12 protein-coding genes are annotated in these 17,009 nt (G+C 45.3%); 8 read left to right on the top strand and 4 right to left on the bottom strand.

From position 1 onward, the window contains the following. Positions 1-268 precede the first annotated feature (268 nt). The 7 genes from U4956_RS04825 (at position 269) to tuf (ending at position 9,869) form a co-directional block, all read left to right on the top strand. Entirely contained in the window at positions 269-1,843 is a 1,575-nt protein-coding gene (locus U4956_RS04825) for an NlpC/P60 family protein (protein WP_323089399.1), read from the top strand. Between the two features lie 750 nt (positions 1,844-2,593). After that, positions 2,594-3,292, top strand: coding sequence for an ATP-binding cassette domain-containing protein (locus tag U4956_RS04820; protein ID WP_323089397.1), 699 nt, complete (start codon positions 2,594-2,596; stop codon positions 3,290-3,292). Between the two features lie 221 nt (positions 3,293-3,513). Then, positions 3,514-4,809, top strand: a complete 1,296-nt coding sequence (locus U4956_RS04815) for an alpha-amylase family glycosyl hydrolase (protein ID WP_323089396.1) — start codon at positions 3,514-3,516, stop codon at positions 4,807-4,809. 614 nt (positions 4,810-5,423) lie between these two features. Beyond that, on the top strand, positions 5,424-5,837 hold the full coding sequence (gene rpsL / locus U4956_RS04810) for a 30S ribosomal protein S12 (RefSeq protein WP_323089395.1): 414 nt from the start codon (positions 5,424-5,426) through the stop codon (positions 5,835-5,837). A gap of 28 nt (positions 5,838-5,865) precedes the next feature. Further along, entirely contained in the window at positions 5,866-6,336 is a 471-nt protein-coding gene (gene rpsG / locus U4956_RS04805) for a 30S ribosomal protein S7 (protein WP_323089393.1), read from the top strand. Positions 6,337-6,421: 85 nt separating this feature from the next. Further along, positions 6,422-8,494: an elongation factor G gene (gene fusA, locus U4956_RS04800; RefSeq protein WP_323089391.1), complete on the top strand. Its 2,073-nt coding sequence runs from the start codon at positions 6,422-6,424 to the stop codon at positions 8,492-8,494. A gap of 190 nt (positions 8,495-8,684) precedes the next feature. Continuing rightward, on the top strand, positions 8,685-9,869 hold the full coding sequence (gene tuf, locus U4956_RS04795; RefSeq protein ID WP_323089390.1) for an elongation factor Tu: 1,185 nt from the start codon (positions 8,685-8,687) through the stop codon (positions 9,867-9,869). A 179-nt stretch (positions 9,870-10,048) separates the two neighbouring features. On the opposite strand, the gene U4956_RS04790 is transcribed toward tuf, so the two are convergent. The 3 genes from U4956_RS04790 to U4956_RS04780 form a co-directional block, all read right to left on the bottom strand. Further along, the gene (locus tag U4956_RS04790) at positions 10,049-10,999 is read right to left on the bottom strand and encodes a M15 family metallopeptidase (RefSeq protein WP_323089389.1); all 951 of its coding nucleotides are present in this window, start codon (positions 10,997-10,999) and stop codon (positions 10,049-10,051) included. A gap of 637 nt (positions 11,000-11,636) precedes the next feature. Then, positions 11,637-13,373, bottom strand: a complete 1,737-nt coding sequence (locus U4956_RS04785) for a zinc ribbon domain-containing protein (RefSeq protein WP_323089387.1) — start codon at positions 13,371-13,373, stop codon at positions 11,637-11,639. Next, positions 13,324-13,983 carry an IS607 family transposase gene (locus U4956_RS04780; protein WP_323089386.1) on the bottom strand — a complete coding sequence of 220 codons (660 nt, stop codon included), beginning with the start codon at positions 13,981-13,983 and terminating at the stop codon, positions 13,324-13,326. The genes U4956_RS04785 and U4956_RS04780 overlap by 50 nt, the downstream gene beginning before the upstream one ends. 553 nt (positions 13,984-14,536) lie before the next feature. On the opposite strand from U4956_RS04780, the gene U4956_RS04775 reads away from it, so the two are divergent. Continuing rightward, positions 14,537-16,000 (top strand): APC family permease, encoded by a 1,464-nt coding sequence (locus U4956_RS04775; protein ID WP_323089385.1) that lies wholly within the window; start codon positions 14,537-14,539, stop codon positions 15,998-16,000. Positions 16,001-16,068: 68 nt separating this feature from the next. Here the strand turns inward: U4956_RS04775 and U4956_RS04770 are convergent, their stop codons facing one another. Next, complete coding sequence (locus tag U4956_RS04770; RefSeq protein WP_323089384.1) at positions 16,069-16,704, bottom strand: TetR/AcrR family transcriptional regulator; 636 nt, start codon at positions 16,702-16,704, stop codon at positions 16,069-16,071. Between the last annotated feature and the right edge of the window lie 305 nt (positions 16,705-17,009).

Below are 17,009 nucleotides of genomic sequence, written 5' to 3'. Positions count from 1 at the left end.
ATTTGTTGCTTATGAAATGAATGAATTGTCTTCAAATTCGAAAGGATCAATTCACTATCTTGAAAAATATGGTAAGGTAACGAAGATTTGCTTCGATTTGAGAGGATTTGGTCTCTTTTGAATTTCGATCAGATCTGAATTGAAGAATGAGAGAATGAGAAGAAGAACGATCAGCAGAAAAGAGGATCGATCGGCACGCGAAAATAAGATCAGTCTGCTATAGAAATCGATCTGCAGGTTCAGAAACAGAAAAGGAGAAAAGAGAAGAATGAAATCAAGACCCGGACATATGCTGCCTGTCGGGGCAGTGGCCCTTTCAATACTGGTCAGCCCGATTCAGCCTTTGCTTGCGCAGGAGTACCAAGATGAAACACAGACAACGTCTTCGGCACCGGATGCAGATGGGCGATCCTCTGTCAGCGAGGAAGGAAAAACTTCCCCAGTCACAAAAGAAACCGTATTAAGCCGCTATGGACAGAAGGCTGATCTGGAGAGTGAATTCCAGATGGAATCGCAAGGACAGGATTCGCAAAAATCAGAGGATAACGATAAGAAAGTTGGTCGTGTTTCGATGCTGCGTGTCTATAATCCAAATTCCGGAGAACATTTCTATACGGCTTCCCAGGCGGAAAGAGACCTCCTAGTGAAAGCTGGATGGCATGACGAAGGCATGGGCTGGACTGCCCCTGATCAGGGGGATCCTGTTTATCGTCTTTACAATCCAAATTCTGGCGATCATCACTACACCTTGAGTACTGAAGAACGGGATGATTTGGTCAAATTTGGCTGGGATGATGAAGGAACGGGCTGGTATTCAGATCCGCAAAAGAGTACTCCGCTCTATCGTCTTTATAATCCGAATGCTGAAACCGGAAACCATCACTATACAGTTGATACCAATGAACGACAGTTTCTGATTGGTGCCGGCTGGAAAGATGAAGAGATTGGCTGGTATGGCCTCCACACTCTTTCCAATACGATTCGCTTTGAAAAAGATGGATATTGCTATTCGGAAGATGGTGAAAAACATACCGGTGTTCAGAAACTGAATGACAAGTTTTACTATTTCGATCCGGCCCAGGATGGCAAGAAAGCTGAATTTACCGGGCTGAAAAAGACGGATCAGAATGATCTGATTTACGGCAACGGGGATGGAACGCTCTATACTGGACTCAAAGTCATCGACGGAAAACTCTACTGCTTCTTAACTGAAAGTGGAAAAGCAGCCCGCAATCAGTTCCGCCTGCTTCCGGCTGACCACAATGATGGAACTATTGACTTTGCCTGGTTCAATAATGAAGGCGTAAAAGAAACAGGTCATGCCTCAACCGCCAAAGAACAGGCGGCTTTTGAAACCTGGGCAGCCGACGGAAAGTCCTGGTTTACAGATTCTTCGACTGGAGCTGTAATTCCTGTTCGTGAGTATCTGATGCCGCGCCTTGGCAATGACAGGCTGAATCTGTTCATGGAGGAAGCTCTCAAGTATGAAGGCACTCCCTATGTCTGGGCTGGTAAAAGTCCACAGACTGGATTTGACTGCTCGGGACTTGTGACCTGGAGCATGCGCGCCAAATGGGGAATTGATGTGGATCCGATGATGACCAATGCGGCCAAAATTTATTCCGCCTATTGCAGACCGGTTGCAAAAGGATCACAACAGCCAGGAGACTTGGTTTTCTGGCAGGGAACTTATGGCGAAAATCCAAATTATATTTCCCATGTCGGCATCTATATCGGAAATGACTGGATGTATTGTGCAGGAGATCCCATCGGATTCTATCCGGTTGATTCTCCTGAAAAGCCTGATGGAACCCCAGCTCCTTATTTATTTGGCAGAGTCTGATCTTTGACGGTGTCTGGTCTTTGATGGAGTTTGATTGACAGGAAAATAGCTGGATTCTCCAAACAGAAATCTCAGTTTCAAAATCAATTCAGAAAAATACATACAGAAAAACAGGAGTAATTTTAAACTGAGCATTCAAATCTGAATATGAGAGGTAAAATATCGCTCTGGCAAAGTCTAAGGACGGCCGGAGCGTTTTTCTTTGGAATGAACAGACAAATCGAAAAGAGAACCGATAGTAAATAGAATCAAATATTAGCTGTTTAATATCGTAGAACAGCATCATAAAGAAAAACGTTCCAATCCAGATGGATTGGAACGCTGAAGATCAATAAAAAGAAAAAGCCGGAATAAAATCCGGCACTTGAAGACGAGATTTTTACCTGACATGCCGTCAAGTGGTCAACTTACTCAAATTATAAGGATACCGACGGAACATGGAAGAGGTTATTACGAGAATAACTGTCAACCATGTTGACGGTTTTCGACAACAAATAAGAGGAATCAGTTTACCTTATCTCAATTGTAGGAAAAATGCTATATCTCCAAGCGACATCATTATAGCAAATCACTTCTTCAATGTCTCTCTTGACAACGAATTTCTTTAAGATTGAAAAAGGAATATTCCGGGATTGAATATTCAATTTTTTGCTTGATTTTTTCAGGGTGTGCGCTATAGCTTGAATAAAGGCGGCCCAAGCAGCAGAAAAGAAGCTGGAAGTCAAAGTCATGCCTGAAGGAGGGGAAAATATGGAAAGAGACCAGAAAGCGGCTGGAAAGATCGCGACAGATCCGAACCCGGAAAGATCCGGGTTGGAGGAAGAAGCTCTCGATCCAAAAGAAGAAGTCGTGGCCGGCCTGGAGCAGGCGGGAATTGAACTGGATCAGAAGAAAATCCTGGAAGGAATCGATCTGAAGATTTATCCAGCCAGCCGGATCGCCCTGATGGGGGAATCCGGAATTGGCAAAAGCACCATTCTCAAGCTTCTGGCAGGAATTCTTGAGCCCACTGAGGGAAAAGTTGTTCGCCCTGAACGAATCTCCATGGTTTTTGACCAGGAAGGACTTTACCCGATGCTTTCTGCTATGACCAATATTCAGCTCGGGATAGACTGGTCTGCCTGCTCTCGCAAGGAACGAAAAGAAAAAGCCCAAAAGTGGGGGAAGTTATTCAATTGCGAATCCTTCTGGGATCAGCCGGTCTCTACCCTTTCAGCTGGGCAGAGAAAACGGATTGCTCTGGCAAGAGCCATGATGAAGGAGCCGCAGCTGCTCTTGCTGGATGAAATCTTTCATGCCCTGGACAGCCAGCTGCGAATACAGATTATGGAAACGGTCAAAGCCATCTGCCAGAAAAAACAGATTGCTCTTGTTTTTGCCACCCATGATCCCTCTGAAGCAGAATTTTTTGGCGCTGAAATTTTTCAGCTGGAACCGTCTGCTCAATAAACAGCCGGAAATGGAAAAAATTAGAATTGAATGCTGTCCGAAATGAAAAATACCCATAGCTGAGAAGGGATAAGGAATAAAGCCGGTTTCAGCACAACAGTGAGCGCAAAAATTGAATCAATCGATAGCCTGCTGCAGAGAATCGAAAAAGAAAAAAGAGTAGAGAAAAGAAAAAAACGAAAAAGATAAAAGTAAAGAGATAGAAATGACAGGTGATTTTTATGGCACAACAAACAAATCCTGAACTTGAGCAGAAAATAATGTATTCGGTCTTTGTTCGCAATCATTCCCAAGAAGGAACTTTTGAACAGGTAACAAAGGATCTGGAAAGAATCCATGGACTCGGCGCAGATATTCTCTGGCTCATGCCAATCTATCCAACTGGAGAGGAATGTCGTAAGGGAAAGGATGGAAGTCCTTATGCGATCCGTGACTATCGAGCGATTGATCCAGCCATGGGAAACTGGGACGGTCTCAAAAAACTCGTTGAAACAGCCCACAGTCTGGGCATGAAGGTGATTGTCGATATCGTATTCAACCATACCTCACCGGACTCCGTTCTTTATCATGAACATCCGGAGTGGTTTTATCGCAACGAGCAGGGAAGACCTTCCTCGATCGTTGAAGACTGGAGCGATATTATCGATCTTGATTTCTCTAATCCGGGATTGCAGGACTACCTGATTGATATCCTGAAACTATATGCTGGAATCCTGGATGGATTTCGTTGTGATGTGGCAACCCGGATTCCGGTTTCCTTCTGGAAGCGGGCACGCAAAGAATGTGGCGAAGTCAATCCTGATCTTTTCTGGCTTGCTGAAAGCTGCCATCTGCCTTTCACCAAATTTATTCGCGATCATCATCGGACTGCCGAATGTGATGCCGATCTGTACCAGGCTTTTGATGTTCTGTATGACTACGATGCGTATCCCTATGCCGAGAAGATTTTTAAAGAGCATAAACCTATGCAGGAATGGATCGATGCCCTGATTCGCCAGGATGCCGCGCTGCCAGCCAATGCGATCAAATTGCGCTATCTGGAAAACCATGATAATAACCGCATTGCCCAATATGTTTCAGACCTCCTGTTGTGGAAAAACTGGACGGCTTTGCAGTTTTCGTTAAAGGGCCTGCCGCTGGTTTATCATGGCCAGGAGCAGCGGGAAACACACCGGCCAAGTATTTTTGACCAGGATCCAATCCGCTGGAAAGAGGATCAGGAAGCAGCCGGCTGGATCCGGCGCATGAGTACGATCCATAAAACTTATTTTCATCCCCAGAGCGTTATCGAATACGGACCTGATGAGGAGCAGCATCTGCTGAGCGTTATGCGGGATGGTCTGACTGGCTTCTTTTTGCTGGAGAAGCCGGCAGACCAGATCAAGCTGCCGCTTGAAGATGGAATGTATCTGAATCTTTTTGATGAGAACGAAATTCAAGTCAAAGATGGCAGAGTATCGAAAGAGGCTTTTCCGCTTTTGGTTGAAGGATCTCATGGATCCAGCACAACCTTCTGATTTCATCTTCTTACCGCATCTTCTGACTCGGTACTCCGTCTTCATGGCTTGGAGACGTGCCCCTGAGAACGTTTCGAATTCAGAGTCGGTGTGATGAGGATGACAATCTGCTTGCTGCATGTTCGCTGGAAATGCAGCGGCTTTTGTTTTTGAAAACCCAAGAGGCTGCTGCTGGAGGTGCGGCGTTGTCGCAGCGCCTAGTGAAGGATCATGGTATAGAAATGGAGTTGGAAAATCGGAAAGTTCGATGAAGTCAAAGAAAAGGAAAAAGGAAAGGAAAAGGAAAGCGGACAGAAGAATTTCGCAGATTGCTTTCTCGCCTGTTTTCCGCAAAAAAATACCCATTTGATCAGGATAAGGAGGACACAACGTCGCACTCTGCAGGACGAACTGTATGAAAGTGGTAAAGAAAATGGCTCATCAGATGAAACAACGCTTCCATAAAATTTTCATGAATTTCATAAAGATTTGCAGTTGACATGAGGTTGTGAATTTTGTAAGCTTTCTGAGCATGCAAATGGGTGACCAAGCCCGCTTTTTTAAAGGGATGTTTATGAACCACCCGGATTCGTTTGCATGAAACGTTAGATTAAAAGGATAAATAAGGAGAAGCAATGCCTACAATTAACCAGTTAATTCGTAAAGGCCGCCAGTCCAGCCAGAACATGTCTAAGTCTCCTGCGCTGAACCGCGGCTACAACTCTTTAAAGTCCAGAGCTACGAAACAGACTAGCCCACAGAAACGTGGTGTCTGCACTCGTGTTGGTACAATGACCCCTAAAAAACCAAACTCTGCACTTCGTAAATATGCCCGTGTTCGTCTGAGCAACGGCATGGAAGTAACTGCATATATTCCAGGAATCGGACACAACCTTCAGGAACACTCTGTTGTATTAATCCGCGGCGGACGTGTTAAAGACCTGCCAGGTGTTCGTTACCATATCATCCGTGGAACACTTGACTGCGCTGGTGTTAACGAACGCCGTCAGAGCCGTTCTTTATACGGAACTAAGAAACCTAAGAAATAGTCGTCAATCGTGAAAGGAGAATAAACCAATGCCAAGAAAAGGACATATTGCAAAACGGGATGTTTTACCAGATCCTATTTACAATTCCAAACTCGTAACTCGTTTAATCAACAAAATCATGATTGATGGTAAACGAGGAACAGCCCAGAAAATTCTGTACAATGCATTTGACATTGTCGAAGTTAAAACAGGCAAACAGCCTATGGAAGTTTTCGAGCAGGCTCTCGAAAACATCATGCCTCAGCTCGAACTGAAGGTTAGACGTGTTGGTGGTGCAAACTACCAGGTACCAGTTGAAGTCAGCGAAGAAAGAAGACTGACTTTAGGTCTGCGCTGGTTAGTCAACTACGCAAGACTGCGTAACGAAAAAACAATGGAACAGCGTCTTGCTGCTGAAATCATCGATGCTGCCAACGGCAACGGTGCTTCTGTAAAACAGCGTGACAACGTTCACCGCATGGCTGAAGCCAACAAAGCATTCGCTCATTACCGCTGGTAATTTTGTGGCAATTGCTTCAGCACTGCTGAATCTGAATTTCCGTTTTATATTAAGATAGATTTTGAATCAGGAAGGATGTCGAATCATGCCAAGAGAATATTCACTTAACGATACCCGTAACATTGGTATCATGGCTCATATCGACGCCGGAAAAACAACAACCACTGAACGAATTCTGTACTACACAGGTGTAAACCATAAAATCGGTGAAACTCACGATGGTGCATCCACAATGGACTGGATGGATCAGGAAGCTGAACGTGGTATTACAATTACATCTGCTGCTACAACCGTTCACTGGAAAGGCAACCGAATCAACATTATCGATACTCCGGGTCACGTTGACTTCACAGTAGAAGTTGAACGTTCCCTGCGTGTACTCGATGGTGCTGTAACCGTTCTGGATGCCAAAGCCGGTGTTGAGCCTCAGACAGAAACCGTATGGCGTCAGGCCTCTGAATACGGTGTACCACGTATTGTATTTGTAAACAAAATGGACTCCACCGGTGCAGACTTTATCATGAGCTGCAATACGATCGTAGATCGTCTCGGTGCTAAATCCTGCCCAATTCAGCTGCCAATCGGTGCTGAAACTGCCTTCGAAGGTGTTGTTGACATCATCGAACGCAAAGCCCTTTATAACAAAGGCGATAAGGGAATTATCGTCGAAGAAGGACCTGTACCAGAAGACATGGTCGATCAGATGGAAGAATATCGTGAAAAACTGCTGGAATATCTGGCAGACTACGATGAAGATCTGATGATGCAGGTTCTCGAAGGTGAAGAACCATCCATTGAAGACATCAAACGCGTTCTGCGTGTTGCTGTTTGCACTGGTGAATTCTTCCCTGTATTATGCGGTTCCGCATACAAAGACAAAGGTGTTCAGCCAATGCTGGATGCAGTTGTCGCTTACCTGCCAAGCCCACTGGATGTTCCAGCAATCAAAGGAACTCTGATGGATGGCGAACCTGCTGAACGCCACGCTTCCGATGACGAACCATTCTCGGCTCTGGCATTCAAGGTTATGACTGATAAATACGTCGGAAAACTTACGTTCTTCCGTGTATATTCCGGTACTGCTGATTCTGGAAGCTACGTTCTGAACTCTTCTAAAGACCAGAAAGAACGTTTCGGCCGTATCATGCAGATGCACGCTAACCAGCGTCACGAAATTCCGAAGGTTTACTCTGGGGATATTGCTGCCGCTGTTGGTCTGAAAAACACCACAACTGGTGATACCCTGTGCGATCCGGATCACCCAATTATTCTGGAAAAGATGCAGTTCCCGGAACCAGTTATCGAACTGTCCCTGGAACCAAGAACGAAAGCTGACCAGGATAAGATGGGTCTTGCTCTGGCTAAACTGGCTGAAGAAGACCCAACCTTCAAAACATACACCAATAAAGAAACCGGTCAGACCATCATCGCTGGTGTCGGCGAACTTCAGCTGGACGTTCTGGTAGAACGTCTGCGCCGTGAGTTCAACGTAGATGCCAAGATTGGTAAACCACAGGTTGCTTACCGTGAAACTCTGCGCAAAGCGGCTGAGTGTGAAGGTAAATACATCCGTCAGTCCGGTGGTAAAGGTCAGTATGGTCACGTATGGATCAAATTTGAGCCAAACGAAGAAGGTAAAGGTTACGAATTCATCGACGCTGTTGTCGGCGGAAGCGTGCCAAAAGAATACATCAAACCAACTAACGAAGGTCTGCAGGATGCGCTGGAAAAAGGTGTACTTGCCGGCTATCCAATGATCGACGTTAAAGCCACTCTGTTCGACGGAAGCTACCATGATGTCGACTCCTCTGAACAGGCCTATAAGATTGCTGCTTCCATGGCTCTTCGTGAAGCTGCCAAGAAGTGCAACCCTGTTCTGTTAGAGCCAATCATGCTCGTTGAAATCACAGCACCATCGGAATACCTTGGTTCTGTAATGGGTGACGCATCCAGCCGTCGTGGTCAGATCACTGACCAGGAAGAACGTGGCAACGCTACAATTGTACGTGCCATGATTCCACTGGCTGAAATGTTTGGTTATGTAACTGACCTGCGTTCCTTCACTCAGGGTCGTGGAAACTACTCCATGCACTTTGACCACTACTCCGAAGTACCAAAATCTGTTGCTGAAAAGATTATTGCCGAAGCTGGCAAGTAGTCTGTAACAGACTGGCCTGCGGAGTCTGAAAACGCTAAGTCTTATCTGATTTTTGTTTAAAACAGTTCATTCGCTGTTAAAAAAGAATGCGGGCTGGCCGTCTGCCTGATCCAAAGGACGGTAATGATTGATTTCGGTTCCCGAATATCATAGAATATCAACAGTCTGAAAATTACTCTAGGAGGATATAATGGCTAAGGAAAAATTTGACAGAAGTAAAACCCATGTCAACATTGGTACAATCGGCCACGTTGACCACGGAAAAACTACTCTGACTGCAGCTATCACCAGCGTTCTTTCTAACAAAGGTATGGCTCAGAAAACTGATTACGATCAGATCGATGGTGCTCCAGAAGAAAAAGCTCGTGGTATCACCATTAACACAGCTCACGTTGAATACCAGACAGACAAACGTCACTACGCTCACGTAGACTGCCCGGGTCACGCTGACTACATCAAAAACATGATCACTGGTGCCGCTCAGATGGATGGCGCAATCCTCGTTGTTGCTGCTACTGATGGTCCAATGCCTCAGACACGTGAACACATCCTGCTTGCTCGTCAGGTAGGTGTACCAAAAATGGTAGTGTTCCTGAACAAATGCGACATGGTTGATGACGAAGAACTGATCGACCTTGTTGAAATGGAAATCCGTGAACTGCTCGATGAATACGAATTCGACGGTGACAACACACCAATCATCCGCGGTTCCGCTCTGAAAGCTCTCGAAGGCGATCCAAAATGGACTCCAGCTATCGATGAACTGATGGAAGCTGTTGACAACTGGATCGACGACCCAGTTCGTGACGTTGATAAACCATTCTTAATGGCTGTCGAAGACGTTATGACTATCTCCGGTCGTGGTACTGTTGCAACTGGACGTGTTGAACGTGGTACTGCTCATCTGTCCGACAACGTTGAAATCGTTGGTATCAAACCAACTCGTACAACTGTTCTGACTGGTCTGGAAATGTTCCACAAACAGCTCGACGAAGCTCGTGCTGGTGACAACATCGGTGCTCTGCTCCGTGGTGTTGCACGTGACCAGGTACAGCGTGGACAGGTTCTGGCAAAACCAGGATCCGTACATCCTCACACAAAATTCAAAGCTCACGTTTATGTACTGAGCAAAGATGAAGGTGGACGTCACACTCCATTCGTTTCCAACTACCGTCCTCAGTTCTACTTCCGTACAACTGACGTAACTGGTGTAATCACTCTGCCAGATGGCGTTGAAATGGTTATGCCTGGTGATAACGTTGAAATGAACGTTGAACTGATCGCTCCTATCGCTATCGAAAATGGTACTACATTCTCTATCCGTGAAGGTGGACACACTGTAGGTGCCGGAAACGTTACTGAAATCGTTGAATAATCATCAATAGACTTCAAAGCTGCGAAACTTCGTTTCGCGGCTTTTTTTTTACCATAATTGCTTCGCTTGCAGCAGGATGAAACGGTCGTTCTTTTCCAGCGCTCTCAGTCTGCCTTTGCCACAGAAAAAAAGTCCGGCGCCAAGTCCGGACAGGGAATCCAATTGACTGGTTCTGATCATCAGTCGGCTCCATAATGAAGATTTGGATCGATATGGTTGGTTTCGTGATCAAAACCTTTTTCAAAATGCTGGTAGTCATTGCGGCCTTGCCAGATGCCGCCCCACGTAAAGCCGTGCTGTTCAAAAAGCTGAACGGCCAGGTCATTTTCGTCCATCATATATGGGCGCTTGTTTTCACGATCAACATAATCAGCGGCCGCTGGCGGCAAAACGGTGATGCTCTCTTCTTCGACGATGACTTGCGGGTTATAGAGGGCGTTGAGATCAACGGCCAGGCCTAATGAATGCTCATGTTCCTGATACTGGCCATCTTCACCAGTGGTAAACGCCTGCGCACGGGTAATATCAGCTTCCATGATCGCATTATCATCCTGGCCATATTCCACTGGAATATAAATGTGATCGATCGGATAGGCGTTCTGGTACAGTTCGTAGAAGATTTCTTCGATATCCTGCGCAATCTTTTCGTTCACAATCAGCTCCCCAACGCGGCTCTGACCGGAAAAATCGCAGAAGAGGACCCGGACAAGACGCAGCTGATCGGGCGCGATAAAGGACTGGTCGCTGGAATAGATGCTATCGCCATAAGCAAGCAGCTCTTCTTCGCTCAGTTCAATACTGTGAAAAGCATTTCGGATCAAAGCCGGATCCAGTCCAGTCACATCAACAACCGTTTGCGCAGGGCTCTGGTTAATGAGATCCAGTCTGGCCTGAGCCTCCTGGGCAGCCTGATCAGCAATTATCTGGGAGGCAGAATTCTCTTGTGGGGAAGAGGCGGAGAGGGCCACAGAAGAATCAGAGGAAGTGGATTCTTTTGTGGATCCATGACAGCCGCAAAGCGCCATGGAGGCAGCAAGGGCAGCTGCGAAAAATGCAGGGCAGGTTGCGCGGGATCTGGCGGCCCGTTTGCAGCAAGTAGACTTTGGTTTTCGCAAAGAAGAAATTGGCATAATCGCTCCTTATCAAATCAACATGGATGAAATCAGTATTTATGGTTCAGGATTTGCGGCCAGGAATAGACCGGATTGAATCATGGCGCCACCAGATCCCATCCTGAAAGCAAGTGGTCGACAACCAGGTTTGGCGGTTCCTTGCAGCAATTGTGGCAGGATACACAGGCCAGCATGCGTCATGAAGCTGTTGGGTGCTCAGGGATCTATTTTTAAGGGGGTGCCTATTATTTTAACCCTTCGTTAAATGAGACTGTTTTATCCCTGATAGGATAAAACGGTTACATCCCTGTCTGCGAACAGTGTTCAGCATTAGCCGGCGGGAGAAGGGTTAAGATACAAGATCCTTATCTAAGCCCCGCTTTGAGGACCAAAACTCCCCGAAGGGAATCCAAATCCAAATTTTATGGGATACAGCCCAGTATCGCAGTACTGGCATCCCGCATCCCCCTTACCGACGCAGGACCAGCCCTGAGACTTTGGCCCAATCCGAAGATCGTTCCGCCGCCAGCTTCGGCAGGGGGAGTAAACAAATATGAGTTCAGAACTCATATGGGATTTTTCTATGTGTTCGTGCTTGATGTTCACACTTGTTTTTGGTTCGTATTTTTTGTGCAGAAAAACGAATTACGCAGGGTTAGGCGGATTTTGCACTGCTTAACCCTTTTAATGATGCAATAAGGCTGCAGACGGTCTGGTTATAACATTCAGATCTTTTTTCATAAAACTGCTGGACCGTTTTTCTTGGGGTCCATTTGGTGACTTCAGGATGATTTTCATACATCCAGACGAGGTTATGGGCGGCGTTGATATCTGCATTGAACTGTCCATGCAGCTTACAACGCGCATTTTCATAATGAGATTTGTCTCTTTGGATTTTGCTTCCGCAGATATGGCAGTATTGGGAACTGTAAGCCTGGTTGACATACGAAGTTTTAATTGACTTCAATCCAGCTTTGTATTCCACTCTTTCCTGCAAGAGGCCATAAATCCAGCCTGACAGCCTGCGGTTTAGTTTTGACCAGGTGCTTGCCTGTCCCCTGATGTCCAGGTTTTCCATGATGATGTGCCCAATATCCGAGTCTGCTTTGAGAACTAAGGCAATCTCTTCATTTGTGATTGTCTTTAAATGATTCTGGATTCTCTGGGACTGCCTGCGAAAGCGTTTGTTTCCTCTTCGGTTGTTTTCCTCAATCCGCTTAGCTTTGCGTCTAAGGGCATAGATCTGGTCTTCCAGTTTCTTTTTCTCGTCTTCTGAGCATTTTGATTGTGGATCGTTAAGCAAAAACTGGATCTGGTCTGCTTCTTTTAAGGCATTTTTCCTGCGGTCTCGAATCCGGTTGCGCTGGATTCCCCGCTCGCTGAGAAAATCAGAAGCAGAATAGCTGAACTGCTTGAAGGTTGTATGGTCAAGCGTTTGAGCCGCCTTGCTGTTTTTCTCTTTCAGTTCTTTTTCCTTCTTGGCAAGCTTTTCTTCTTTTAAAGAAGCAGAAGCCATATCATGGGAAGTGCTGAGCAGTGACGTGATTCCGGCATCCATCCCAACCTTTGTCTCTGACTGGTTCGGGCGGTTTCTGACTTCAACCATTCTCTGGAAAACTAAGCATTTCCTGTCCCGGTCATAGACAACAGTAAGATTGCTTCTCGTCTTGCCTGTTTTGGCTGTATAAAAGATTCCTTTCAGTTCAACATTGAATTCTTTCTGGCTGCCTAAGCTGTGCATAGAAATAAAAGTCGTTCCATTTTTATGCTGGATGCCATATCCATTCTTATCGATCTTCATCCATGTATTTTTATTCGTATGAACTGGCCGAAGGTATTGTCTGTATCTTCTTGCTGCGTGAGCAATGAGTTTGTGGAGCCGCTTAGGATCGCATTGCCGCAGATGGCCATTGATCTCTTTGTTTGAAAACTTTTTGGGGACTTCAAACATTCTTTTTTGAAGGATCTTCTTAAAGACTTTGGGAGATTTCGCCACGTACATGACAACTGCCGCTTCATGGGCCGTCATCTTGTAATCTGCATACAGCTCTTCCTGAATCCGCCTGAAGATTTCTTCATCCATAGACTTGCGGTTCGCTACTGCAGAATGCAAAGCCATTGTCCATAGCCAGGATGGAAGCATTCCATCAGGAAAAGCGACCCCAGTTACTTTTGCAACATGAGTCGTGATGTCTTTTAACACCTGCTTTTGCTTGCGCAGATCGTCCCGGATCTTTTCTGCACTTCGTCCATAAGAATTGATGGAACAGGCAATAGGAGAGAGCAGGTTATAGGTTTCCACGTAAGCAGTAAACAAATTCTCGGCGAACATCTGCTGGTCATCATTCAATTTGATTGAAACCATCTGAATCGTTTTCTTCGATTTGCTCATCTGCTCCATCTCCTTTCAACAGCCGTTTACTTTCCTCAATGATTTTTTTGGTCTTGTTGCTTCTGGAGCCATACAGCCGTCCTGAAAATACAGTAATGATCGCAATCAAGTCATCTGTTAATTCCTGGGCGCTGTTTCTTTCTTCGCCCTGGTTAAGAACTACGATTTCTGTATCCATCTTTTTGGCAATATATTCAATCAACTCAAAGCCAAAACGAAGAAGCCTGTCTTTGTGGGTAATGACAATATGGCTGATCTTTCGATCCAGTAAAAGATCGATCAGTTTTAAAAGCCCCGGCTTTTTATAGTTCATCCCAGATCCAGTATCTTCAATGATTTGATATTTCCAGCCTTGCTTTTGCATATAGATTTCAACCACATCTGCTTGTCTTTCAAGGTCATCTTTTCTCTTTTTGGTTGAAACCCGGCAATAGCCAACGGCCATTCGTTCAGGAAGAGCAGGAGCTTTGCCAATGTATTGATCCATTTCTTCCTGGTCAAACATGTAGTGTCCGCCAATAGAGCGATGGGCAGGCATTCCATCTTCAATCATTTTGTACAAGGTGTGCCTGGCAACCCCAAGGTATTTGCAGGCTTGTGACGTCTTCATTCTCATGAATTTATAATAACACATCTATATTCATTAGAAACTGTTTTTTCCTTAAAAACCTAATATAACCAACTGTTAAAATCCGTCTTGGGCATGCACTGTCCATATCCCAAAAAGAGGCTGTGTCCATTAAAACCTGCCTGAATAAAAGAGATACTGAACAAAAACAATATGGAGCGAAAATTAAAATGTCCGTGATATCTGAACAAAATAAAAATGCGTGCTGTTTACATTGAAATATGAAAGCGCAAAACAATCACTCAACCCATAAGCCGATATCAATCTTAAGAAAAACATATGGTTCTTAAAAGAAGATGAAATAAGTATGAAAATTCGAAATCACATTAAAATCCGCCTTTTTTGATAAATTATGACATTCTTAGAAACCATTCTTTTGAAAGTTTCTGTATGAAATGTAAATTATTGCCTTTCAGAGATGATAAATTTCATAAACAGGATTCCCATCTTTTTGGACACCATCACAAAATTTCAAATATAGGTCACATTTCACTGTTTTTATGGGATAATGACCGGGTGAAAGGAGTGTTTTTCTATGTCTTCCAACAAAGGTACTACAGCTGCTTCGGATGCGAAGAAGATCAGCTGGATTACCCTTGCGTTTATGGCGTTTTCCACTGTTTGGGGCTTTGGTAACGTAGTAAACGGATTTGGTTACTTCAATGGTACACAGGTCATCTTCTCATGGATCATGATGTTTGCCCTGTACTTTGTACCGTATGCATTAATGGTTGGTGAACTCGGTTCTGCGTTCAAAAACGCAGGCGGTGGTGTTACCAGCTGGGTTCTGGAAACGACGAACCCAAAACTGGCTTATTACGCTGGTTATACTTACTGGGTTGTTCATATCCCATACATTGCTTCGAAAGGAAGCGGCGGTCTGAAAGCACTGGCCTGGATGTTCTTACGCAATGAATGGTATGATTCTCTGCCTTCCTGGCAGGTTCAGCTGGCAACCGGTGTTGTCTTTGTCTTCTTCTTATGGGTGGCTTCCAAAGGTCTGCAGCCTTTAAAAGCTTTGACCTCCCTGGCTGGAAGCTCGATGTTTGTCATGTCCCTGCTTTACATCGTTATGATGTTTGCGGCGCCAATGATTAACCCATCGGCTACTTATGTTCCACTTGACTGGAGCTGGGAACATTTAATTCCACAATTCAATGTTCAGTATTTTACCAGCCTTTCGATCCTTGTCTTTGCGGTCGGCGGCTGTGAAAAGATTTCTCCTTATGTAAATAAGGTAAACAATCCGGGAAAAGATTTCCCGAAAGGCATGATTGCCCTGGCGATCATGGTTATGATCTGCGCTGTACTCGGTACCATCGCAATGGGTATGATGATTCCTGCGGCTGAAATCACTGGTGAAGCACAGGCTTCCTTCATTGCCAACGGTGCTTACGAGTGCTTCCAGAAACTTGGTGAATACTACCATGTGGGCAGCTTCTTTGTTATTGTTTATGGTGCCTGCAACGCCATCGGTCAGTTCTCGACTCTGGTTCTTTCGATCGATGCTCCATTGCGTATGCTGCTCGATGATGAATCCGCCAGACAGTTTGTTCCAAAAGGTCTGCTCAAACAGAACAAGAATGGTGCTTACGTCAACGGTATCATCCTGATCGGTATCCTGTCCGGATCCATCATCGCAATTCAGCTGTTAGGTAAATCTGCAGCCGACATCATCACATGGCTGACCAAGCTGAATTCTGTATGTATGCCAATGCGCTACTTATGGGTATTCTTTGCCTACATCATGCTGCGCAAAGCTGGAAGCAAATTCCACAGTGATTATGTCTTCGTTAAGAATAAAAATCTGGCGATCTTCTTTGGCGGTTGGTGCTTCTTTGTTACAGCGGCCTGCTGCATCCTGGGTGTCTACCAGGAAGGGGATATGCTGCGTACAATCCTGAACATCGTTATGCCATTTGTTTTACTGGCTTTAGGTCTGATCATGCCGGCTATCCGTAAACAACAGGATGAGGCTGAAAAGGCTGCTCTCCACTAATTCGGGCGGGATGTATTCTTAGTGAACCAATTCTGCAACTGAAAACTGAAATCAAAATGAAAAGTCCTTCATGACTCCCCATGGTCATGAAGGACTTTTTTGCTTGGAGGGATTTGGTCGGGCAGGGTGGGGCGGCTGCTTCTTGTTTTTGAGAAGGTATCCAGCTGCTTTTCAAGGATTATCATGACTTCATCAATGGATTCTTTGCGGCCGCCTTCCAGCCAGGTTTTCAGCAGACTGAAAATGATCCCAGCATGCAGGTTGAGTGCATAGCGGGCTTCTGTATCATCCGTCCAGGAAGAAGCACACAAGGGAACTTTTTCATCTTTGCGCATTTTCCCGGAGGTCTGTAAAAGACACTGATAGAGAATAAAGGGCTGTCTGACTTGAAGCATCAGCTCAAAGAATTCGGACTGCTCCATCCAGAACGCTACAAAGTGACGGGTCAAAGCCAGTTCGTCATGCTGGTCTTCTTCACTGATGGCTTCAAAAGAGCGGGCTAAATACGTGTCACACGTCCAGTAGATGACGTCACTCAGATTATCGAACAGGCGATAGAAGGTGCTTCGGGAAACGCCCGAAGCTTTCTGAATGTCAGTGATGGTAATTTCTTCGAAAGACTTGGTTTTCAGGCACGCCTGCAGGCCGGCATAAATATGTGTGGCAGAGCGGATGGTCCGTTTGTCATTGGGAATATGGTACATATCTTGGCGGGCTCTCCTTTCTGTACAAGAAAAGATCTTGTCTGTCTTCTTTCGGGTATATCCAGGCAGCCTGAAAAAGACTGGACCGGGATTGAAAAACAAAACGTTTCTTTCGCTCGTGGACCGGGCAGATCATGGATCCAGACAGTGCTGGATGATCTTGCTGGATTTGCAGGCTGTGGTGAAGAGACGGATATTTACTCTTGTCTATTCAAATCTCTATTCAAATCTCTATTCAAATCGTGATGGAGCCTGATCACTGTTTCTTCAGACCTGGATCATAGATGCATACTTCTGAAAACAAA

Source organism: Allobaculum sp. JKK-2023 (genome assembly GCF_034745455.1).
In the GTDB taxonomy this organism is placed as follows: Bacteria; Bacillota_I; Bacilli_A; order Erysipelotrichales; family Erysipelotrichaceae; genus Allobaculum.
This window is presented reverse-complemented; position numbering and strand designations above follow the sequence as displayed.